Here is a 21,571-nt window from a genome sequence, read left to right on the forward strand (position 1 = left end):
GAGCCGAAATGGAACTTTTCGCCTATCATAACTCCCATAAGTTATACTTTCGTGCCCCTTTTGGAGCAGTAACCTGTGGGCAAACGATTCTTTTACGCCTGGAAATATGTTCGGTTCTGTCTGTTGAGGACTGCTTTTTAAGAGTTTGGGAGAAGGAACAGGAACGCTTAATTCCCATGGCTGCCCAAAAACCTGCAGTGCTTCCTGACCGAGGCGGAGAGAGGTTAGCTTCAGCTGTCTGTGCTCTCAAGGGTTCTGAACAAAGGGTGGTATTTGAAGCGGAATATGTGGTTCCCGGTGAACCCGGTCTTGTCTGGTATTATTTTAAGTTTTCCGTTGGAGGCCAAAACTATTTTTATGGCAATTCTCGAAGATTGGGGGGCGAGGGACTGCTTGAAGATCACGAACCCCCTTCTTACCAAGTGACGGTTTATTATCCCATGAAAATACCTGACTGGTACCAAAAAGGCATTATGTATCAGATCTACGTCGACCGTTTTTATCAGACCCATGAAGAAGGTTTTCTCCCCTATTCCAGAAGAAATGCCCTTATACATGCCAATTGGTATGAACCACCTATCTACATTAAAGACGAAGAGGGCAGAGTAACCTATTGGGATTTTTTTGGCGGTAACTTGTTAGGCGTTATAAAAAAGCTGCCTTATCTCCAAGAATTGGGCATCAGCGTTATTTATTTTAATCCGCTTTTTGATGCACCGAGTAATCATAAATACGATACAGCCGATTATCATCGGATTGATCCTATGTACGGAGATGAAGAAATCTTTGAGCGGTTAGTACTTGAAATGAGGAAGCATGGTATTTCAATCATCTTGGATGGTGTGTTCAGCCATACAGGGAGTGACAGTATTTATTTCAATCGCTACGGCAATTACCCAAGTTTGGGTGCTTATCAATCTAAAAATTCCCCCTATTATCAATGGTATCGCTTTAAGGAAAACAACGAGGACTATCAGAGCTGGTGGAATGTTGACGCGCTGCCGGAAGTGAACGAACTGGAACTTTCTTATCAAGATTTTATCTTTGACACTGAGAGCGGGGTTCTTCAGAAGTGGATGAAAAAAGGGATCGCCGGCTGGAGACTCGATGTTGCAGACGAGCTGCCGGATAAATTTATCCGAAAATTTAGGGAACTAATGAAATCGCTTAATCACGAGGCAGTTCTTATTGGAGAGGTATGGGAAGATGCTTCAAATAAACAGAGCTACGGCCAATGGCGCGAGTATTTTTGGGGCTGTGAGTTGGATGCAGTGATGAATTATCCTTTTCGAGATATTGTTCTTAACTATATTCTGGGAAAACTTAGTTCCGGCATGGTGCATCGGCGTGTGATGAGTCTGTTCGAGAATTATCCCTGGGAGAATTTCAGGGGGGCGATGAATCTTCTCGGAAGCCATGATCGTGAACGTATTCTGACTCTTTTAGGAGAGGCACCTCCTGAAGAAACATTAACAGAAACTCAAAAACGCACCTTTAAGCTTGCAGCAGAGGCTCGGTGTCTGGCAGTACAGAGATTGAAACTTCTAACTTTAATCCAAATGACCTTTCCGGGTGTGCCTTGTATTTACTACGGGGACGAAGCCGGAATGGAAGGGTATAGCGATCCTTACAATCGCGGGACATTTCCCTGGGGCCAAGAAGACAAGGAAATTCTGACTTGGTATAAAAGGGTTGTTGGCTTGCGCCGCGAATATGAGGCTTTTCAAGCCGGTGATTTTCATTCCTTCTTTTTGGAACCGGATATTTATGGATTTCGACGGTTCTGGAGAGACGAGGAAATTAGCGTTATGGTTAATTGCAGCCTTATACAGTCAAGGGAAATAGCCTTAGATTTTGATTCTCCAGCTGATTATAAATTGAACCCTTTTTGCATCAATCTACTCAGCGGCGAGACTCTTGACAGAGAAGCGGCTCAAAATCCTCAGACCTTGAAACTAGATCCTTTATCCGCATTAGTTTTGTTAAAAAAACAGAGCCGGTTGTCGTTTCCCCAGCAGGATTTTTGCCGGGCTTGCGGGATTTTAATGCCGATAAGTTCTTTGCCCTCTGATTTTGGCAGCGGAAGCGGAGATTTTGGCGCAGAGGCTTATGGCTTTATTGATTTTTTAGTGGATACAGGGCAATCGTTATGGCAGGTCCTGCCGTTAAACCCGGTAGGCTTAGGGGATTCTCCCTATCAAAGTGATTCCGCTTTCGCCGGAAACTATAGATTGATCAGTCTGGAACTCCTAACCCGAGAGGGGCTTCTGCAGGAGTCAGCGCTTAAAACGTTTTCTCAAAGCCTGCAATCTCCGGGAGGGTTTAAAGAATCTTGTCTCCGTGAAGCCTTTAAGGTCTTTAGAATTCAGATTCAAAAAGCTGACCCGGAATACTATGGCCTGGACTCTAAGTATCTTTCACGTCAGAACTATGTAAGGTTTTTGAGGGATAACCGCGAATGGCTGGATGATTACGCTCTCTACCGTGCCTTAAAGGCATATTTTCCAAGTAAGGCCTGGTATGAATGGGAACCGGAAATAGCTTGCCGCAATCCGGTAAACCTTGCGGAGTATTCTCAACTGCTCGAAGAAGACATGGAATTTCAGCGTTTTGTCCAGTATACGTTTTATTTCCAGTGGCGGTCTCTGAAGGAATATGCGGCAGCTAAGCATATAAAAATAATCGGGGATATTCCTCTATTTGTTGCCGGCGACAGCTGTGATGTCTGGGCAAACCGCAAATTCTTTAAGTTAGATGAGCGCGGGTTCCCTCTAAAAGTGGCAGGCGTTCCTCCCGATTATTTTAGTGAGACCGGTCAGTTATGGGGAAATCCCGTCTATGATTGGGATGCTTTGGCAGCTCAGGATTATGTTTGGTGGAAGAAAAGAATAGAACTCGCCCTTCGGCTTTTTGATTATGTGCGCCTTGATCACTTCCGCGGCTTTGAAGCCTATTGGGAGATCGATGTTAAGGAAGAAACAGCAATCCATGGTCATTGGATGAAGGGACCTGGAAAACGGTTTTTCGAGAGTCTGGCGGAGAGATTTGGAGAACTGCCTTTTATAGCAGAGGACCTGGGGATTATAACAACTGAAGTTACCATTTTAAAAAGGATTTTTGGGTTTCCAGGCATGAAGGTGCTCCAATTCACTTCACTTGAGGACGTTGACTCCGAAGGTGACATGAATATTATTTACTACTCTGGTACCCACGACAACGACACTTTGTTGGGTTGGTACAAATCAACGATGATTAGCAGCGGTGAGGAATCTCACTGCAATCAGGAATTAGAAAATGAGAAATTCCAGGAGGAAGGTCTAAAAAGAGCATGTCGTAAACTTATCGAAGAGTTATATCTGAGTCAGGCAGCTTGGGTTATCACCCCGATGCAAGATGTCTTGGGACTTGATTCGAAAGCCAGAATGAATGTCCCTGGGACTGTTGAGGGGAACTGGGGTTGGACGTTAAATAAAGATTTGCTGACAACAGAGGTTAAGACCTGGCTGCGGTCTTTGGCCAGGAATGCCCAAAGGTAAGCCTCGATAGTGATGAGGAATCCACCCCCACTTATAGAAGTGGAGATCTTAAAAACTGAATAAAATCAAACAGGAACATGACTGGATGAAGGATTTTCCAGCATGTTCCTGTTTGATTCAAGCGTAAGACTCCCGTTTCTACGAGTGGGAGTGGTTCCCCTACCTAAGTTCGCTACCTTAATTGCTCGATCCATTGTCTAAAGGAGTCTACATTTGTGAAACAGATAGATGGCTTTAAGTCTATTACTCGCTGGATCTGAGCTGTATTAGCCCAGACAGCTCCGACCGAGAATGTACCGACATTTTTAGCAGCGATGATATCATAAGCCGTATCACCAATATAAGCAACCTCTAAAGGTGAAAAGTCCCAGGCATGGAGAATTTCTTTAATGTGTTTAGGTTTATCCGCACCTTGCTCTGAGCCGGTAATTACTAACTCGAAATATCGGCTCAGACCCGAATGCCTTAAGGAGATAGACATACTTCCGGGACCTTTGCCCGAAACGATAGCCAACTTAATTCCTCGCTGTAAAAGCAATTCCAGGGCATCTTCTATCCCAGGGAAAGGCTTGGCAAACTCAGCGTGGGCTTGATCGTATTCTTCCAGATAACTCTGGAGCCCTTCCTCCCATCTATCAGGAAGAACTTTTTTAAAAACTCCTTCTTCTGAAGGTCCAAACAGGGCGGCGATTTCCTGATCGGAATATTCGCGGCCTAAAAACTTTAAAAGGACCTTGCGAAAACCTGTATAGCAAACGGGAAGCGTATTGAGCAAGGTCCCGTCTAAATCAAAAATGAATCCTTTAAGTTGCATCGCCAGACTCCTTTCGTTATTTATCATCCGTTGCATCGCCGTTGCCAAAAACGGGTATCGTATCGCCTAAAAATGTTGGCTTAGGTTTGAACACTTTGACCCAAAGAAAATCTTTGTTCCGGGCAGCAATTTCTCTGAGGTTGTAAGCTGTCATGACTTGTCCGTAATCGTGCTTGTCGGAAGCCACTCCATAGGCTTCAAGTCCCATTTCCCGAGCGAGAAAAACTGCTCGCATAAGATGATATTCCTGGGTTACGATGATTACCTTGTGAACTTCAAAAATATCCCTGGCCCGATAAATACTATCATAGGTACTAAAACCTGCATGATCCATAAAAATGTCCCGGCTTGGTACTCCTTTATTCATCAGATAGTTCTTCATAGCATTGACTTCATCATAAGTTTTTCGCCCATGGTCGCCGCTGACTAATAGCTTAGGTGCTTTGCCTTGTTCGTAAAGTTCATATCCTTCTGTGAGACGGTCACCGAGCATAGGTGACGGAGTTCCGTCTGGAGCAACATAGGCGCCTAAAACAAGAATGGCATCTGCCGAAGGAATATCTTTTAGGTTAAGGATGTAGTTCGAGCCGACCTTCTCGACATACTTGTTTACAGCCAGAGCCGTGCTTCCTAAAAGCACTAGAATGACAAGCAAGAGGCAGACAAATTTAGCCAGACGACCTCTTAGTAATTTGACTTTTTTCACATTGAACAATTCATTTTCTCTCGGACTTGACATAATATCTCTCCTTAGTATGTAGCCAATGCATCGAAAATTTCTCCAAAACCTTCTAGGCCGTACTTGTTTGTTAGTTGTACTTTACACTATTTTCCTTTATTAATCTATAAGTATTAATTTGTAAACATCTTCTATTGCAAAAAATTTAAGCGAGCAAGTTTAAATATCACTAACAGGAAAGCCGACAAACAGTAACTTCTTGCTTCACATCGATATTCCTGATAAACCTTCGGAATTTATGGCAGCGTTTAAGGGGAGTCTACAAAATATTGATAGTTACCTAGTTGGATAGTACAATTATTCTTAAGATCAGCTTCAGCAGATTGAGTTCCCTTGAGAAGTCACTGCTGAAAAGTTGCTTAAAATAGATATTTATGACGAGTTTATATAGGCTCGAAATGAGGTATAACATGAAACTGGTTGCTATTGGCGATTCGATTACTGAAGGTTATCCTTTTAGCCGTCAGGAGTCTTGGGTTAAATATCTAGCAGAGGAATTAAAATGCGAGGTAATAAATCAGGGTATTAATGGGGATTTCACCAAGGGTATGCTCGAACGTTTTGAACGAGATGTATTAACGTACATGCCCACTCATGTCATTGTCTTGGGTGGAGCAAACGATGCTTATGAGGAAATAAGCCTTAAGCAAGTAAGTGAGAATTTTAGGCGCATGATTGAATTGAGTAAAAAGAAGAACATTATCCCTATATTAGGTTTGCCAACTCCCTCGTTATTACCTGAAGAAGAACGCTTTTTAGAGGACTATAGAAAATGGTTGATCGAGTATGCGGTTAAAGAATCAATCCTCATGATTGATTTTTATTTTCCTTTCCGTCTCAGAATCAATGCAGGTCAAGCTGCTGAACTTTTTGTCGATGAAGTCCATCCAAGTAAAAAGGGATATGCGTTTATGGGAGAAATTGCTTCTCAAATATGGAAATCATGGAAAATAATTTAGATCGATGTATCTTTATATTATCCTTGCTCTGGTTACATAACTAAAGAAGATCATAGAAAAACCAAGAAACTTATCTATAAATTTACAAGAAATTAATTTGAAATTTAGTGATCAGAGTGCTATGATTGTATAAACCGTTGATGGGGAAGTAAAAGCGCACACCAGCCTCTCAGAGAGTTGAGTACGGTGGAAACTCGACAGGTATTGGAGCGAGTAAATGGGCCCCTGAGGGCGAAGCGAAACAGTGTTAGCTGGAGTAGCTTTCGACGCTAAGCCAGCGTTATGCGGCGAAGGGTGTGATGGCACTCTGCATAAGAGGATGCATTAATTTGTGCATCAATTAAGGTGGTACCGCAGATTAACGTCTGTCCTTATTTTGAGGACAGACGTATTATTTTTGAGTCCACTCTCGGTTTCAGAGATTATCCGAAGGCTGAAACGTGCAGAGAAGTTACCCGCAAATTTTAAATTTGAGGGAGGAAATGATGATGAAAGATTTGAAATTGGCAGGACTTGACTCGGAACGAAGCATCATTGAGGTGGACGGAGTAAAAATAGGCGGAGAGGAAATTATCTTGATGGGCGGACCATGTGCCGTTGAATCAAGTATTCAGATGCAGGAATCTGCTGCGACTGTAAAAAAAGCAGGAGGGAAAATTCTGCGTGGCGGAGTATTTAAACCTCGTACCTCACCATACAGTTTCCAAGGATTGGGCTTGGAAGGTATCAACTATATGGTCCAGGCCGCTAAAGAGCATGGTTTACTCTGTGTCACTGAAGTCGTTGATACACGAAGTTTGGATTTAGTGGTTGATAAGGTTGATTTGCTGCAAATAGGCGCTCGCAATATGCAGAATTTTGAACTTCTTAAATTAGCCGGCAAGGTTGATAAACCTATTATTCTTAAACGGGGCTTATCAGCAACGATTGAGGAATGGCTGCTGGCTGCGGAATATATTTTATCAGCGGGCAATTCCCGTGTGATTCTCTGTGAACGTGGCATTCGGACTTATGAACCCAGTACGAGGAATACCTTAGACGTGAGTGCTGTAGGAGTGGCTAAAGAACTCTCTCACCTTCCGGTCATTGTTGACCCGAGTCATGCCGCAGGGAGAAGGGACTTAATTTCTTCCTTGTCAAAAGCTGCTATTGCTGCGGGAGCAGATGGTTTGCTGATAGAAATGCATCCTAACCCTGATGAAGCTGTAAGTGATGGTCCTCAGTCCCTTACGCCGGAACAATTTTTGAGTTTAGCTGGAGAGTTGGGCGGGGTTGCACGATCAGTTAGGAGAGCTTTTGACATGGGAACAGGTGATTCGCTTGAAGCGCTGCGCTCCCAGATTGATAAGATTGATCGCGATATAATTGAAGGTTTAGCAGAACGTATGCAAATCGTCAGGAAATTAAGCGATCAGAAACGGCTTGATCGAGTGAAGGATATTAGCAGAGAGAAAGAGATAATTCAGCGTTTAATGACTTTGGCTGAAGAGCTAAATCTTCCTTCAGACTTAATTAAGAAGATTTATCCCTTAATTTTCGAGTATGGAGTTCAAACTCAGATAAAAAGCAAATTGCAGGATGAAAAGATTGACTCATCGTTCTATAATTTGGGGAGTAAATAGTCTCAAACGATTTGGATAAATCGCTATATTAGCGTACGCGAGAAGGCTTAGTTCAGTTTCTGAACTAAGCCTTTGTAAAGTTGGCTGCAGTAGTCCTTTTTTAGTTTTGGGAGTTGTTTTTGCTTTCCTTTTGCTCTCTCCAGGCGCTGGCGTACTTTTCAAAGGTCTTTTTGACCGTTTTTCCGATTTCACAGTAGGCCTCATCATTTAAATTGGCTAAAGAGGTTCGAATTGACCATTCGGGACCGCCAAATCCGCCGCCGTTTAAGAGTACAATAGAGGATTCTTCTGCCAGACGGAAGAGAATGTCTGTGGGTTCATAGGTGGTTTGTAGGTACTTCACAAATTCGTCGCCATACTTTTGTTTAGCCCAAATTGCTAAGTCAATTTGACTGTAATAGGCAGCGTTGCATGGATCATCGGGTAAGGAACGGTCAAAGCCCTCAAACAACAACTTTTGCCGACGGCGGCAAATTTCCTGGGTCAATTTTTTGTAACGATTTTCATGGTCAAGTATGCAAAACAGTGCGAAGAGGCCCATCTGAACTTGTTGCGGAGTGGATAAGCCAGCTGTATGGTTAAGTGCTACTTGCCGGCTGTCGGCGACCATACGATCAATAAAGCGAATTTTACTTGGATATAATGATACGCTTTCGTAACGTTCGGTAAGTTCTTCGATTTTTGCGTGAGGAAGCTCGTGCAGCAAGTGATCGTAGACATTGTTTTGGTGCAGGGCAATAACCCCTAAACGCCAGCCTGTTGCCCCGAAATACTTGGAAAACGAGTATACCCCCAGAGTATTAAAGGGTAAGTCTGCCATCAGCGAACGAAAACCATTAACAAAGGTGCCGTAGACATCATCGGTAATAATCATTAAATTAGGATTGTGGTGTTGGACGATTTCTGTCAGATAGTCTTTAGATTCAGTCTTAAGGGCTACTGACGGCGGGTTGCTTGGGTTTACTGTAAAGAGAGCTTTAACGTGAGGATCTTTCAATTGATCAAGTTCAGAATTTGGATACTGCCACAGATGGTTGCCTTCTTCGTCCATCTCTGTGGCGTTTATTTTTATGACTTCGAATTGATAACGCGATAAATGTGGTATTTCTAAGTAGGGGGTAAAGGTTGGGACCATGAGGGAAATTTTGTCTCCTTTAGACAGCAATTTATTAGCAATTAAGGAGTCGAAGATATAACACATGGCGGCCGTACCGCCCTCAACAGCAAATAAATCATAGCGACCGGCGGGGGGATTCCCGTCACACATTTCCTGGATCAGGTAATTATGGACCACCTGTTCAAGGTGTCGAAGCATGCGATCCGGTACGGGATAATTATCTCCGACAATACCATCGACTAGTTCGTGGATCCAAGGGTCGGGTTCAAAGCCCATTTTTTGAGTCCCATAAGCGAGGACATTTTCCAGCAGTTTAACTCCTGGTGCCTCAGGATGTTTCTCAAGGTAATTTTTGAAACGCAGAGCAATTCCTTCTTTTTGGGGCATGCCGGCGAGGTCCTTGTCTTTCCAGGTATTGCGGGTTTCCTCAATGGCGAAATGTCCTAAGCTAAAGAACGCTTCTCGGGGAGTAGCGGCAATCCAATTCGGGTTTCCCCTTCCCGCGTTAAGCATCGCCCATAAACTTGTGTCATGATGTTTATCGGCGAGAGCGATTAATTTGTTTTTGAGTTCGAAAGGGCTGAGGTTTTCGTACTTCATTTCCATTTTTCTTCGAGTTTGATGATTATTAATAGTTATCATTCCTTCCAGTTGTCATAGACTTAGTTTTGTTTAGTTCGTTTTTTTGCTTTAGATATAAATAGTTGCCATATATTTCAGAGTAAATAGAAGGTTATTATTTTGGTGTTTAAATTACTCTGCACGCTAATTGAGGCATTTATACACTTTATCCAGTTTTTAAGCTCCCCACTTCTATAAGTGGCACAGCGGCAATACCTTCGGGTGTTAGCCAGGTTTTTCTATCAGTGGAGAAATTAAGCTGCTCTGAGCCAATAAATCGAAAAATCTTAACAAGTTAGTCTTATCTTCTTAAACTTCTTTTAAGAAACCATGAGTATAATGATTTCCGGAGGTGCAAAAACGATGGACGGATTTACATATGGCCGAACAAAATTCTCGCCTACGATCATTTACGCATTAGTATGTGGATTTCTAACGGCGATATCATTATGGATGTCCTATCATGGGATATCCGATTGGTCATTTAGAATGCAAAAAGGGTTTTGGAATCTCATGGGGTTTTTCTCCCTGCTTTTCACGATAGGTTCCGTTTTGCTCTGGTTCCTGAAAAAGAAGATAATTCGTGAGAAACAAAGAGTACCTGGAAGTTTAGCTTGGGTGAACGGCTCAACAATAAAGGGTCTGAGAGAAGCTCATGTCACTTTAGGATGGTTAGCTTTTACCTTTGGCCTTGGGCACAGTGCTTTTTATCTGGTTAATCTGCCGTCAAGAATGAATAATGTTTTCAGCGGTATTGTTGCTCTGATAGGGATGATTCTCGTCTTGCTCACAGGCATAATGTACAAGCATAAGATGATTAGTATGAGGACTTGTAGAATGAGCCATAGAGTAATCTCTTGTATCTTTGGATTACTAATTTTAGCGCATATTTAGAAATGATAACGAACTGGATATACTGCCTCCAGTTCGTTTATCTTTTGCAAATAAAACTTCTTTTACAAAGAAGGAAGGATTTATTAGGGCAATACCGAATTACTTTAGCTAAAATAGTTGAGAATAAGCCAAATAGAGAGAAATCTTAACTGAAGTTGGTTTAAAAGTATCCAATAAGTTATCATGATTGAAAGGCGTGAAATTGAATGTCACTTAAACCAAGGCATATCTATTCTGAAGAGTGGAGTCCTTCGCAGGAACAGATTAACAGTATCTTTCCGCTGGATAAAATAACCTCAGAAATTGGCAGGAATCCTGGTCTTAAGGTGCTTCGTGACGAGGAGATCAAGACGAAGTATCCCGCTCAATATAATATCTCTGTGCAAGCAAGGGCTTATAGCTTAGGATTAGTTGAGCTGCTGCAGGAATATTATGAGCCTAATAAAGGGAAGCCTGAACTTGGTGATTTAATTGGGGTAAAATTACCGCAAATTCTTTGGGAAGATAGTTTAGGTTATGAAGATAAGTTAATCACTCTGCACATTTCTAAACTCAATAAGCAAGAGGTCTTTATCAATGATATTGTGCTCGTCAAAAATGAAGATTTTGATATTCTCAGCGATGAATTGATGGATCAAGTACTTAATAATTTGAGAGTTTTTGCCAAAGAGCAAGGCGCTAGGTATTTATCCGGTTATGCTGCTAATCGCAGCACTTTAGCCCTCTTCAAAGGCAAGGGATTTCAAGAAGATAAGCGGGAGAATATGGGCAATGATTATCTCTGGAAGATTGCGGCAGTGACCGGAGAGCAGATGCCTTTTTATACTGAACTATAAATGTCAATAATAAATGATAATATGCTTTCCTAATATTCTTATTCATTATCTAAAGGAGATTAAATAATGGCCAAAATTACTGTTTTTTCGGATTTCTTGTGACCCTTTTGTATGATTGGGAAAGTCCCCCTTGACCAGTTGGCCAAGGATAAAAATGTAGAAGTTGAATGGAAGTCCTTCGAATTAAGGCCGGAGGGAGTGGAAATTCCGCCTAAACCGCCTGAGTATTTGGAACGAGCGAAGGCGGGCATTGAAGCTATGGGACGTAAATACGGTATGAAAATGGTATTTAATGATAAGAGCAAGCATTCCCGGTTGGCTTTGCAGGGTGCAAAGTATGCGGAAGAGCAGGGGAAGGGAGACCAGTACCATAACATTGTATTTGCGGCCCAATTTCAAGAACAGAAGGATATTAATGATCTTGAGGTATTAACGGAATTAGCCGGAGATGCAGGACTTGATCCGGAACAATTTCGGAAAGCATTGCTCTCAAAAGACTATGAACCGCCAGTTTTACAAGATTTAGAAGAAGCTCAAGCCTTAGGAATCCCTGGGGTTCCGTATTTTGTTGCTGAAGGCGGCAATGCATTTGGGGTTCAAAGTTACGAAGATTTGGAGAAGCTTGTTTTTGGCACAAAATCAACCTCTGCGGGGCTGTCCATGGATTTGAAAGTCAAAGAATAGTTTATAAATTTATCTCTTGTCATGTTCAGTTGAGACCGCCAATCGAAAAGGCTGCATGGAAAAAACGAGGCTGCAAGAAATAGTTTGCAGCCTTGAACTTTAGCTTGAGAGGAAGTGACCAGGTGACAAAAGTTGAACGAATTTTGGCAGCAATAAATTTTGCGAAAGTGGATCGTGTTCCCAAAGGAGAGTTTAATCTCGATGACAATTTTGTGGCTAAGTTACTCGGCCTTAAGAATCATGTGAGGTTTGAAGACCGGGTGGAGGCTTGTGAACGCTGCGGACTCGATGCTGTGGCTTTTGGTTTGGGCAATGAACCCGGAAACCAAACAGGACTATGGCATGAATTAAAACGGTGGAGAGAGGAAACCGATTTTTTTATTTTTGCCCTTATTGATGGCCCGTTCCAGGGAACAGCTAAACTCTTTTCATCCTTTACCAATTATCTGTTAGCCATTGCTCAAGGGGATCCGATAATTCCGGAACTCGTCCAACAGGTGGCAGCAACAAACCTCGAATTGGGGTTAAATGCCTTAGCACTCGGTGCTCATGGACTTATCATAGCTGATGATATTGCCTATAATGGAGGGACATTTGTTTCACCGGCCGCTCTGCGCTTAAATTTTTTTCCGAGTATCAGAGAACAGGTAAAGGAGCTGCAACATGAAGAAGTTCCGGTTTTCTTTCATGCGGATGGGGATTTAAGAAAGGTGTTAAATGATATAATAAATTCGGGAATAAATGGGCTGCATTCCCTTGACTTTCAATCATTAGAGGAGATATCTGAAGTTAGAAAAGCGACGGAAGATCGGGTCTGTCTTATGGGTGGTTATGATCTAGGATGGTTTGAAGAGGAGAAGAGAATAGAGAGAGCCTATAATTTGTTAGAGGTGACGGCCAAAGGCGGGGGATACATTTTCGGCAGCAGTGCGGGTATCCTTGGAAGCGGTCAAACTCCTCAAAATGTTCTTGAAGTGTACCGGTATGTCAAAAACTATTAACGAATAGTTGTTAGGATAGACAATAGGTATAAAGTTAGGTAGAATAGTGATGTAGAAGTCCTGTGATCCTTTCACAGGAGTAGTAAGGTAGAGCGTCATGAAGAGAACTAAAAAAGAAGTGTTGGATAATTAGTATGGGAGGATGGTTGAACGTGGGGTATTCAGTGCCGGCAGTAAGCTATCCTTTTGAGGTAGCTTTTTTGTTTTTCCAGAAGTATGAATTCCTTAAAAAGTTGAGCAGAAGAAAGGTTGGTTGTTTGTGATCTGGAATAGAGAGCAAGAATGCATGAGCCGACATCAGCTTAAAGAACTTCAATTGGAGCGTCTGAAGTGGACGGTGAATAGGGTTTACAACAACGTTCCGCATTATCGAGCCAAATTTGATGAATTGGGGATTAAGCCTGAGGCTATTAAAGCCTTGGATGATCTAAAGTACTTACCGTTTACCACTAAGGTTGATTTAAGGGATAACTATCCCTTTGGACTTTTTGCTGTTCCACGTAAGGATATCATTCGTGTGCATGCTTCTTCCGGTACCACAGGACGGCCTGTTGTTGTAGGATATACAGCCAATGATCTAAAGATTTGGACCGATCTTACTGCACGAATGGTCACTTTGGCAGGAGTTACCTCCGACGATGTAGCTCAGATTGCCTTTAATTATGGTTTATTCACCGGTGGATTTGGGCTGCATTATGGTTTGGAAAGGGCTGGCGCTCTTGTAGTTCCGGCTTCGGGCGGGAATACGGAACGCCAACTTATGCTCATGCAGGATTTTGGCACGACTGTTCTAATTTCCACGCCAAGTTACTCTCTGTATATTGCTGAGGTGGCAGAAAAGATGGGCATTGATATCTCTTCTTTAAAGCTGAGGATAGGCTTATTCGGAGGCGAACCATGGACAGAAGAAATGCGCAGGGAGATTGAAACGAGACTTCACATATCGGCTTCTGATAATTATGGACTTAGTGAGGTCATGGGGCCGGGAGTAGCCGGAGAATGTGAGTTCAAATGCGGGCATCATATTGCAGAAGATCACTTCATCGTTGAAACAATAAATCCGGAAACCGGTGAAGTTCTTGAGCCGGGTGAAGAAGGGGAATTGGTTTTCACCTCTTTAACTAAGGAAGCTTTTCCTGTCATACGTTTTCGAACGAAAGACATTTCGCGTGTTAGCCAAGAACCTTGTCAGTGCGGCCGTAGTACTGCCCGGATGCGCAAAGTTGTGGGCCGAACGGACGATATGTTGATTATTCGCGGGGTTAATGTTTTTCCGTCCCAGATTGAAAGTGTCCTGATGGCTATCGAGGGCATCAGTCCACACTATATTATTAATATTTATAAACACAATTTTTTGGATGAACTTGAAGTCGTTGTTGAGTTGACTCGGGAAGATTTGCTTGAACCATATTCGAAGCTTGAAGATTTTTCGGCTTACATACGACAAAAATTGCACGGAGTGCTTTCTATTAACGTACGTTTAAAAGTTGTTCAGCCGGGAACTCTGGAACGAAGTGCCGGAAAGGCCAAAAGGGTCTTCGACTATCGTAGTTAGTGTCCATTGATCGATCATATTGGTTAATCTAAGATCATATTGTTTTTTCGGTTTTTGTTAGATACTTAAAAAGATAACATTAAATAAAGAGGCATATCAATCGTTATACGTTGGTATGCTTCTTTGTTTTGATCCCCTTTACCAGAAGGATCTATTCTTGCTCATCTATCTATAAAAACCTTATAATAATTAGAGAAAAGGTTTGTATTCTTCACCCAGGGAGTGTCAAAAGGAGAACGTATGATTATCAAAAAATATCACAGTTTAAACGAGCCAGTAATGAGCCGGGTTTTAGAACTTGAAAACGTTTGCAACGATTATGATCAGCTTAAAGGAAGTGTTTTTTTAGATACTTCTTTAAATTTTAACCAAGCAATCCCCGGCATTTTTCTGCTTTATGATTGCCAAACATTAATTAGCATGTTATCGATGTTCATACCAAGTCATTTGGAAGTTGAAATTTCGGCAATGACGAGACCGGAGTACCGGCAGAATGGCTATTTTACTGCTTTGTTGGAACAGGCTGTTGAAGAATTACGCAGTCACAACATCCCGGAAATTCTTTTTGTCTGTGAAAAGCCTTCAGATGTAGGTAAAGATGTTCTTCTTAATCATTTGCAAGCTAGCTATGAACATACCGAATATTATATGAGTTTACCCAGAGGTGGACAATGCAATCTGGGAAAGCAGCGATTGTTTCTTACCAAAGCCACTCTTCAGGACTTAGAAATACTTATTCAGCTTAGCAGCGAGATATTTGAAGACAATTATGATGATGCAAAGAGTCTGATTCAGAATTGCCTTAATTCGCAAACCCGAGAGCAATATCTAGTTACTGTTGATGATAAACCTATGGGAATAGCTTCAGTCAATCATCTGGCTGTTGAAGAAGCCTCGATTTTTGGCTTGGGGATTCTACCCGAATATAGGGGTAATGGGTATGGCCAGGAACTCTTGAAGCTAATTCTAAAAAACTTGTGGAATCGAGGTAAGCAGCAAGTAACTCTTGAGGTAGACAGCAAAAATGACCGTGCTTTTAGGCTTTACCAAAGGATGGGGTTTCGCATAGAACTTGCCTATGACTTTTATCGCAAGCAAGTTGCCGAATTTTGCTGATCAGACTTTAAGGGGGAATAGAATGGAGGTAAACCAACATTGTGTCTTATAATTTTTGCCTATGACATTCTTCCCGACTATCACCTTGTTCTTGCAGCCAATAGGGATGAATTCTATGATCGGCCGACAGCGGCTGCGAATTTTTGGGAGCCCGAATCTAAGATTTTAGCTGGAAAGGATCTGGAAATGCTGGGGACTTGGATGGGGATTACCAGAGCAGGACGTTTTGCCGCTTTGACAAATTTTCGCGATCCTGCCTCGCAAATCAAGAATCCAAGATCCCGGGGATTTCTTGTCAGGGATTTTCTCAGGTCTGAGGAGCCGCCTCAGCGATATCTGGAAAACGTTAACCATACCCAGTCTTTATATAATCCCTTTAATCTTCTTGCAGGGGATCTTTCATGCTTAATGTATTTCAGTAACCAGGGGCCTGGAGTGCGAGACCTAAAACCCGGATATTATGGTCTCAGCAATCATTTTTTGGATACACCCTGGCCGAAAGTTCAAAAAAGCAAAGAGGCCTTGGTTAATTATTTGGAATTAAACCATGAAGGATTGATTGCTCCAGAGCGTCTTTTTGAAATCCTTGCCGACATCAACCCAGCCCAAGATAAAGAGTTGCCTGATACAGGGATAAGCCGTGATCGTGAAAGGATGCTTTCGTCAATTTTTATTGCAGGAAAGGATTATGGAACCAGATCTTCGACTGTGCTCCTTCTTGACCGAAAACAAAACGTGTTCTTTCAGGAAAGAAGCTTTTACGGCAATAGTAAGTCTTGGCGTGAGGTCATTTATCAGTTCAAATTAGACGCATGACAACTATGAATTATTGATGTTCAGCTTTAGCTGAACGAGTTCACTGTGGCTTGAAGTAATTGTTATCAAGTCACGAATTTAGTCTTCAGATCGCTAAAGAATAGGAATATTTTCCATATCTTTATTAAAAGATGGTATACTAGCAGGAGAGAGACAAGAGTACTTTGGAGAATTTTCGAAATTGTTAGTAAGAAAGGTTTTGATCTTATGTCAAACCCACAAGATACCCCAGTCATTCTGGCTGATCAAGTTCAGACAACTCTTACTTACCTTGAACCACTTTCCCGGAAAGTATTTTTAGCGCTTGTTCCTCCAAGTTCTTTGAATAACCGTGCTGATGTGGATCAAGTACGTCAGCAATTAGAAAACACGTTTAACCCAGTCCGTATCCCTTTGGCTTTAATGAGTAAAATTCCCAATCTCTGCCGCAGTTCGGAATGGCAAATAACGGCTACTTTGGCCGAAAAAGGTTTAGGATGGGAGCTTATCGAGATAGAACCAGGGAATAGGACTCAGGAGCAATTTGGTTTGGCCGTAGACATTGGAACAACGACGGTAGTTGTTTACTTAATCAACTTATGTAATGGAGACATTTTAGGGCATGCAGCAGATTACAATGGTCAGATAAGTTTGGGTGAAGATATTTTAAGCCGCATCCGTCAGGCGGCTGAGCCCGGCGGTATAAAACGTCTGCAGACTTTAATATTAGATACTCTTAATCGCTTGATTCAATCTGTCTGCTCTTCCTCGATAAAGCCCTCTCAGATAACTGCAGCAGCTATTGGAGCTAATACAACAATGATTCACCTTTTGCTTGGCCTCGACCCTGCTTCGATTTGCCGTGCTCCCTACACGCCGATTGTTAATAATCCAGGCTTAATCCCTGCAGGTGAGCTAGGCCTGGAGATTCATCCCTTAGCGCCGATTTATTGTCTGCCCAGTATTGGCAGTTACTTAGGCGGAGATGTAATTGGCGGGGTTTTAGTCAGCGGCATGCACAAGAAATCTGATGTTTCCTTGTTTGTGGATATTGGCACTAATGGAGAAATCGTTATGGGCAATGAGGAATGGCTTGTGGCCTGTGCAGGAGCAGCCGGACCGGCCTTAGAGGGCGGGGTGACGACGTTTGGCATGCGGGCCGAGCCTGGAGCAGTCGATCATGTGGTCATCGATGGAGAGGGTGGAAGAGTTCGCTATACAACCATTGGCGATAAACCGGCACGAGGAATTTGCGGTTCAGGTTTAGTGGATATTTTAGCAGAGCTTTTTTTAAAGGGGATAATTGACCGGACAGCTCACTTTACAGAGGGCAGAGAGGAGTTTGTCATTGTTCCGGCAGGAGAGACAGCTATGGGAAAGGATATTGTTGTTAATCAGATTGATATTAATAACTTTATGGCAACCAAAGGAGCAGTCAACTCAGCGACGGATCTTCTGCTGGAAAATGTAGGATGTCCTTGGCAGGATATTGGCAATTTTTATGCCGCGGGAGCCTTCGGTCAATACTTGCCGGTAGAATCCGCTGTTACGATTGGTCTTTATCCGGATCTCCCCCGAACTTCCATCATCCGTTTAGGCAACAGTTCAGGTGAGGCTGCCAGGCAGGTTCTGATCTCGCGCACGAAGCGTAAGGAGGCTGAGTCTATTGCCTCTAAGGTGACCTATTTTGAATTAAATGCCAATTCTTCCTTTATGGAAAAATTCGTAAGCAGCAAATTCCTCCCCCACACGGAGCTTGATCGCTATCCAAGTGTTAAAAAGAAATTAGAAAGCCGACTTAACTTCTCTATGGATGCACTATAAGGTTTCGCTAACGATGGCTGACCACTTTTTGCCTTTATAGGCGTTATAACCGCGAGTATGAGCGTAACCATAAATTTTTGTACCTTTTGTATTTTGATCAAAAATGTAGCCGTAGGTTTCTCCTTTTATGGCAAACTGGGCAGCCTTAAGTTGGCTTAAATTATCGGTAAGGATTTCTTTGCGGTTCCGGCAGGCGATGACATACCCATCTTTGTTGATAATGAAAATATCCCCATTCTTACCGATACGGGCAGAATCGATAATATCGTAGATAAAATTCCAATTAAATCTTGTGGAAAAATAGCCCAACAATTGATTTTCCTCACTGCGAATAGGACAGGTATAAGCGACAGTGTGCAGCTTGCTGACTTGAGAAAAATAAAGATCACTGACTGAGATGGCATCCGCGGATTTAGCGTCTTTAAACCAGTCTTTGTCGGACATATCTTCTCCGATCAGTTCATGATGAACACCTGCTGCAACGATTTTACCTTCTGTATTGAGCACATATAAATCGAGATAGACTTCATAGATATCAACAAGTTTTTTCAAGAGATCATTAGTTAGGGATATCTTGTCGGTCCCGGCAGAACTCAAGCAGTTTTTTACTTTGTCAAATGTGGCCCAAGCCTGAGCATCACAATTGCGTTCGAAAAGGTTGCGGTCGATCTTATCGATTGTATCATAAGCTACATCTGCCGTTCGGACAGCCATGACTTCATTGGCTTTGGATTGAATGTTTTGGATAATCGTTGTACTTTCTTTCGTAGATGTTAGGCTTCGGGTGGCAAGTTTTTTAATTTCATCGGCAACGACGCTAAATCCTCGTCCGGCTTCGCCTGCCCGTGCTGCTTCGATTGCAGAATTAAGAGACAGAAGGTTTGTGTGTTGGGCGATTTGGCGTATGGAATCAATAACTTGGCTCATTTCCAGGTTGGCTTCTTTCAGTTCGTTAAGTAAAACGGAAGTATCGAGACTTAAATTGTTGCTGGACATGCTGAAACACCTCACAAAAAAAATAGCCTACCTGAAAAAATCAGGTAGGCTTCGTTGCCACGTTAGAACTTATTATATGACAGATGAGAGATTTTGCAAAGTATTTCTTTTAACAATTGAGATTAAGGCATGACCCTAATAGGAAACTTTCAAGTTCCTTGTCAAGTGTCTTGTATCGGACCCAAGGAGTAGAATAAAGGTAAATTCAAAATTCTTTTAAGGGGGTCTCTATGAAAAAGAGTTATAGGATCGTTTACGTAACACTATTAGCTATTTTTGTTAGTTTGAAAATAATCGGCAATTTACCTAAAAACACTACATTTAAGGCGGAAGTATTGGACAAATTGAATGGGGAGAAAGTAACCTCAATTTTAATTATGAGAACATCAGTCGAATTAAAAGATCCGAGCCAAGTAGAATCCATTATGAACATCTTATCTCAAATGAAGTTAAGAGAGACAGAGATTCCATTTCATTTGGCTGAGCCGGATGAGATAGCAATTAAAACTAGCGGAAACATGAGGTTCGGATTAACTCTCTATGATGAAGGTTACATCGATATATATGACTTTAATAACCATAAGCACTCTAGTCAATCATATATTATAACTAATAAGGTTGACCCTAAGGCTATTAAATCATTGATAAAAGAAGGTGACCTACATGCCTTACTACCATCGAATCAGTTAAATATAAAATAATAGATACATATACGGTATTTTGTAATGTGAAGTATCAATGAAGTATCAAAAACAGCCCCCTTGTCTTATGTTATAGATTAAGGGGGCTGTGACATGGATTGGGCTACGGGGTTATAGTTCAGACGAAATTATACTTGGGTAGAGCCGCGTATTGGACAGCAGCTGGTGGAGGAAGAATCATTGACAAATAAAAGGCCTCTGTATAAAATGGTTCATGACAGAACTGTTTGTTTATGGAATAATTTACGCAGAGGTGCCCTATGGAAAATTTTAGCGACAAGGTTAAACTCGCTGCCGAGGTTGTTCAATCGTTTATGGTAATCAGTAAAAAACTCGTCAGCTTCACTCAACAAAATGCTTCGAGCTTGGGTTTAACGATCCAGCAGATGGGAATTATCAATACGATTTATTCCACGCCTAGTGCCACTCTTAAAGTGGTCACTGAAAAACTGCAAATGTCTAAAAGCACAGTCAGTGTTAATGTCGAAGAACTTGTTAAGGCTGAACTTATTACGAGAAAAACAAGTGAAAATGATCGTCGGGAGATTAATTTAACTCTTACGCCGGAAGGGTTAAAGTTAGCGCAGAAATCTTGTCAGAATGCTTCATCTTATAAAGCAATGGTGTCGGCTTTAGAAAATATATCTGCAGAAAAAATCCAAGATCTGCTGGAAACACATCATGAGTTAGTGGCGAAGTTACAAGAGTATGATATCTCAATTTAAAAAGGAAATTGGTTTCTGCTTAAATATTAGTTTCAAAGGTTAATTGGGATACTCGGGAGTGGGGACTGTAAAGGATAACTGGCTGAATGTCAGAACATCCTTGAACTCCAGAAAGTTATAGGAATTTTTTTGGGCATTTTCCATGAGTTCGGATAGGGGGGCGGCGGTCAGAATTACATCCTTAGGCTCCATCAGCTGGGCAATTAATTTAAAGTGTTGGGTATTAAAACGTATGGCAATGTGTAAGTCATCAGTATATACCATTTGAAGAACGTAAGAGTCTTGATGTTCCGTCGCAAACCAATGATAGGTATAATTTGATAAGCCGGCCTGATTTATGGCTCTAATCGTTTCTTTGAATTCTTTAACGTAGAGAATTAAGACATCGCGTCCGTTTTCAAGTTTGCCAAAGGCAGATTGTTCAGGTGTGTAAGCCTGAGTAAACATTTAAATCCCCCTTAAAAATGCGAGAGCATATTTTTACTTACTTACTAATTAAGCGGTTAAGGCAAGAGAATAAACTTCATTTAGAATCAGTACAGGCTTAGTTTTCTCTAAATTCTATCATAAAAAAGATGCCTATGTGCAACTAATCTGCTGTTTTTCGCCAGATGCAGAAAAGCAAGTAGACAGTGCCCTCAATGGTTAGTTTAGTATTCTTTAAACGGTATTTAAGGGTATCTGGATTTAATTCGTTTGTTCCAATTCTAATATGGGGAGGGAGATTTATGGGAAATCCTTGTGGCCTGACAAAAGCAAATATTTTGGAAAGCACAGAAATAGACGGGATGCCCGTATATTTTGGCACAGGTGTAAATCCGGTCAATTCACCGGCTCAGTTTTTCGTGGCCTGGGGTAAAGAGGTACTTGCTGATGGTTTAATACATACTTACAACGTTAAGTCGGCCGAAAAGGGAATCGAATGGTTTAGCGATGAGGATGAGGCTGAGGCCAAATATTTAAAGATTCAGCGTCTTTTACTGGGATGTTTGCTTTAACTCTGAGTGAGTGAACTCGTTCAGCTAAAGCTGCGCGT

At 41.9% G+C, this 21,571-nt stretch carries 19 protein-coding genes and 1 other annotated feature; of the genes, 14 read left to right on the forward strand and 5 right to left on the reverse strand.

The window, feature by feature from the left end; genetic code table 11:
- Positions 1-8 precede the first annotated feature (8 nt).
- Positions 9-3,536 carry a bifunctional glycogen debranching protein GlgX/4-alpha-glucanotransferase gene (locus B5771_RS14670; RefSeq protein ID WP_088188197.1) on the forward strand — a complete coding sequence of 1,176 codons (3,528 nt, stop codon included), beginning with the start codon at positions 9-11 and terminating at the stop codon, positions 3,534-3,536.
- Positions 3,537-3,708: 172 nt separating this feature from the next.
- Here B5771_RS14670 and B5771_RS14675 read toward each other — a convergent pair whose 3' ends face one another.
- Positions 3,709-4,350, reverse strand: coding sequence for an HAD-IA family hydrolase (locus B5771_RS14675; RefSeq protein WP_088188198.1), 642 nt, complete (start codon positions 4,348-4,350; stop codon positions 3,709-3,711).
- Positions 4,351-4,366: 16 nt separating this feature from the next.
- On the reverse strand, positions 4,367-5,089 hold the full coding sequence (locus tag B5771_RS14680) for an ElyC/SanA/YdcF family protein (RefSeq protein ID WP_088188199.1): 723 nt from the start codon (positions 5,087-5,089) through the stop codon (positions 4,367-4,369).
- Between the two features lie 410 nt (positions 5,090-5,499).
- On the opposite strand from B5771_RS14680, the gene B5771_RS14685 reads away from it, so the two are divergent.
- Both B5771_RS14685 and B5771_RS14690 read left to right on the forward strand, forming a co-directional pair.
- Entirely contained in the window at positions 5,500-6,048 is a 549-nt protein-coding gene (locus B5771_RS14685) for a GDSL-type esterase/lipase family protein (RefSeq protein WP_088188200.1), read from the forward strand.
- Between the two features lie 128 nt (positions 6,049-6,176).
- Positions 6,177-6,424, forward strand: a binding site (T-box leader).
- Positions 6,425-6,536: 112 nt separating this feature from the next.
- Positions 6,537-7,670 carry a bifunctional 3-deoxy-7-phosphoheptulonate synthase/chorismate mutase gene (locus B5771_RS14690; protein ID WP_088188201.1) on the forward strand — a complete coding sequence of 378 codons (1,134 nt, stop codon included), beginning with the start codon at positions 6,537-6,539 and terminating at the stop codon, positions 7,668-7,670.
- Positions 7,671-7,770: 100 nt separating this feature from the next.
- On the opposite strand, the gene aspD is transcribed toward B5771_RS14690, so the two are convergent.
- Positions 7,771-9,429: an aspartate 4-decarboxylase gene (gene aspD / locus B5771_RS14695; RefSeq protein ID WP_140417741.1), complete on the reverse strand. Its 1,659-nt coding sequence runs from the start codon at positions 9,427-9,429 to the stop codon at positions 7,771-7,773.
- A 342-nt stretch (positions 9,430-9,771) separates the two neighbouring features.
- Here aspD and B5771_RS14700 point away from each other — a divergent pair, with 342 nt between their 5' ends.
- The 8 genes from B5771_RS14700 to B5771_RS14735 all read left to right on the forward strand — a co-directional run bounded on the left by B5771_RS14700 (position 9,772) and on the right by B5771_RS14735 (position 18,113).
- Positions 9,772-10,302, forward strand: coding sequence for a hypothetical protein (locus tag B5771_RS14700; protein ID WP_088188202.1), 531 nt, complete (start codon positions 9,772-9,774; stop codon positions 10,300-10,302).
- A 206-nt stretch (positions 10,303-10,508) separates the two neighbouring features.
- Positions 10,509-11,138, forward strand: coding sequence for a hypothetical protein (locus tag B5771_RS14705; RefSeq protein WP_088188203.1), 630 nt, complete (start codon positions 10,509-10,511; stop codon positions 11,136-11,138).
- 63 nt (positions 11,139-11,201) lie between these two features.
- On the forward strand, positions 11,202-11,822 hold the full coding sequence (locus B5771_RS14710) for a DsbA family oxidoreductase (RefSeq protein ID WP_088188204.1): 621 nt from the start codon (positions 11,202-11,204) through the stop codon (positions 11,820-11,822).
- Between the two features lie 122 nt (positions 11,823-11,944).
- Entirely contained in the window at positions 11,945-12,823 is an 879-nt protein-coding gene (locus B5771_RS14715) for a uroporphyrinogen decarboxylase family protein (protein WP_088188205.1), read from the forward strand.
- 259 nt (positions 12,824-13,082) lie between these two features.
- The gene (locus B5771_RS14720; RefSeq protein ID WP_088188277.1) at positions 13,083-14,378 is read left to right on the forward strand and encodes a phenylacetate--CoA ligase; all 1,296 of its coding nucleotides are present in this window, start codon (positions 13,083-13,085) and stop codon (positions 14,376-14,378) included.
- A gap of 240 nt (positions 14,379-14,618) precedes the next feature.
- Positions 14,619-15,494, forward strand: a complete 876-nt coding sequence (locus B5771_RS14725; protein WP_088188206.1) for a GNAT family N-acetyltransferase — start codon at positions 14,619-14,621, stop codon at positions 15,492-15,494.
- Between the two features lie 39 nt (positions 15,495-15,533).
- Positions 15,534-16,310: an NRDE family protein gene (locus tag B5771_RS14730; RefSeq protein WP_088188207.1), complete on the forward strand. Its 777-nt coding sequence runs from the start codon at positions 15,534-15,536 to the stop codon at positions 16,308-16,310.
- 207 nt (positions 16,311-16,517) lie between these two features.
- Positions 16,518-18,113 carry an ASKHA domain-containing protein gene (locus B5771_RS14735; protein ID WP_088188208.1) on the forward strand — a complete coding sequence of 532 codons (1,596 nt, stop codon included), beginning with the start codon at positions 16,518-16,520 and terminating at the stop codon, positions 18,111-18,113.
- Here B5771_RS14735 and B5771_RS14740 read toward each other — a convergent pair.
- The gene (locus B5771_RS14740) at positions 18,108-19,109 is read right to left on the reverse strand and encodes a methyl-accepting chemotaxis protein (protein WP_088188209.1); all 1,002 of its coding nucleotides are present in this window, start codon (positions 19,107-19,109) and stop codon (positions 18,108-18,110) included. The two genes, B5771_RS14735 and B5771_RS14740, sit on opposite strands and share 6 nt — an antisense overlap.
- 230 nt (positions 19,110-19,339) lie before the next feature.
- Between B5771_RS14740 and B5771_RS14745 the strand changes: the two genes are divergently transcribed.
- The gene (locus B5771_RS14745; RefSeq protein ID WP_088188210.1) at positions 19,340-19,810 is read left to right on the forward strand and encodes a hypothetical protein; all 471 of its coding nucleotides are present in this window, start codon (positions 19,340-19,342) and stop codon (positions 19,808-19,810) included.
- Between the two features lie 260 nt (positions 19,811-20,070).
- The gene (locus tag B5771_RS14750; protein WP_088188211.1) at positions 20,071-20,535 is read left to right on the forward strand and encodes a MarR family winged helix-turn-helix transcriptional regulator; all 465 of its coding nucleotides are present in this window, start codon (positions 20,071-20,073) and stop codon (positions 20,533-20,535) included.
- A 39-nt stretch (positions 20,536-20,574) separates the two neighbouring features.
- Here the strand turns inward: B5771_RS14750 and B5771_RS14755 are convergent, their stop codons facing one another.
- Positions 20,575-20,982: a hypothetical protein gene (locus B5771_RS14755; RefSeq protein WP_047810458.1), complete on the reverse strand. Its 408-nt coding sequence runs from the start codon at positions 20,980-20,982 to the stop codon at positions 20,575-20,577.
- A 281-nt stretch (positions 20,983-21,263) separates the two neighbouring features.
- On the opposite strand from B5771_RS14755, the gene B5771_RS14760 reads away from it, so the two are divergent.
- On the forward strand, positions 21,264-21,533 hold the full coding sequence (locus B5771_RS14760; RefSeq protein ID WP_088188212.1) for a hypothetical protein: 270 nt from the start codon (positions 21,264-21,266) through the stop codon (positions 21,531-21,533).
- The last annotated feature ends 38 nt before the right edge of the window (positions 21,534-21,571 follow it).

Origin of the sequence: Desulfosporosinus sp. FKA (assembly GCF_002196785.1) — a bacterium.
GTDB classification, from domain to species: domain Bacteria; phylum Bacillota; class Desulfitobacteriia; order Desulfitobacteriales; family Desulfitobacteriaceae; genus Desulfosporosinus; species Desulfosporosinus acididurans.

Excerpts from the sequence above, each read along its gene's own strand:
- B5771_RS14670 (WP_088188197.1), top strand. The coding sequence starts at position 9 with ATGGAACTTTTCGCCTATCATAACTCCCATAAGTTATACTTTCGTGCC.
- B5771_RS14675 (WP_088188198.1), bottom strand. The coding sequence starts at position 4,350 with ATGCAACTTAAAGGATTCATTTTTGATTTAGACGGGACCTTGCTCAAT.
- B5771_RS14680 (WP_088188199.1), bottom strand. The coding sequence starts at position 5,089 with ATGTCAAGTCCGAGAGAAAATGAATTGTTCAATGTGAAAAAAGTCAAA.
- B5771_RS14685 (WP_088188200.1), top strand. The coding sequence starts at position 5,500 with ATGAAACTGGTTGCTATTGGCGATTCGATTACTGAAGGTTATCCTTTT.
- B5771_RS14690 (WP_088188201.1), top strand. The coding sequence starts at position 6,537 with ATGAAAGATTTGAAATTGGCAGGACTTGACTCGGAACGAAGCATCATT.
- aspD (WP_140417741.1), bottom strand. The coding sequence starts at position 9,429 with ATGATAACTATTAATAATCATCAAACTCGAAGAAAAATGGAAATGAAG.
- B5771_RS14700 (WP_088188202.1), top strand. The coding sequence starts at position 9,772 with ATGGACGGATTTACATATGGCCGAACAAAATTCTCGCCTACGATCATT.
- B5771_RS14705 (WP_088188203.1), top strand. The coding sequence starts at position 10,509 with ATGTCACTTAAACCAAGGCATATCTATTCTGAAGAGTGGAGTCCTTCG.
- B5771_RS14725 (WP_088188206.1), top strand. The coding sequence starts at position 14,619 with ATGATTATCAAAAAATATCACAGTTTAAACGAGCCAGTAATGAGCCGG.
- B5771_RS14735 (WP_088188208.1), top strand. The coding sequence starts at position 16,518 with ATGTCAAACCCACAAGATACCCCAGTCATTCTGGCTGATCAAGTTCAG.
- B5771_RS14740 (WP_088188209.1), bottom strand. The coding sequence starts at position 19,109 with ATGTCCAGCAACAATTTAAGTCTCGATACTTCCGTTTTACTTAACGAA.
- B5771_RS14745 (WP_088188210.1), top strand. The coding sequence starts at position 19,340 with ATGAAAAAGAGTTATAGGATCGTTTACGTAACACTATTAGCTATTTTT.
- B5771_RS14750 (WP_088188211.1), top strand. The coding sequence starts at position 20,071 with ATGGAAAATTTTAGCGACAAGGTTAAACTCGCTGCCGAGGTTGTTCAA.
- B5771_RS14755 (WP_047810458.1), bottom strand. The coding sequence starts at position 20,982 with ATGTTTACTCAGGCTTACACACCTGAACAATCTGCCTTTGGCAAACTT.
- B5771_RS14760 (WP_088188212.1), top strand. The coding sequence starts at position 21,264 with ATGGGAAATCCTTGTGGCCTGACAAAAGCAAATATTTTGGAAAGCACA.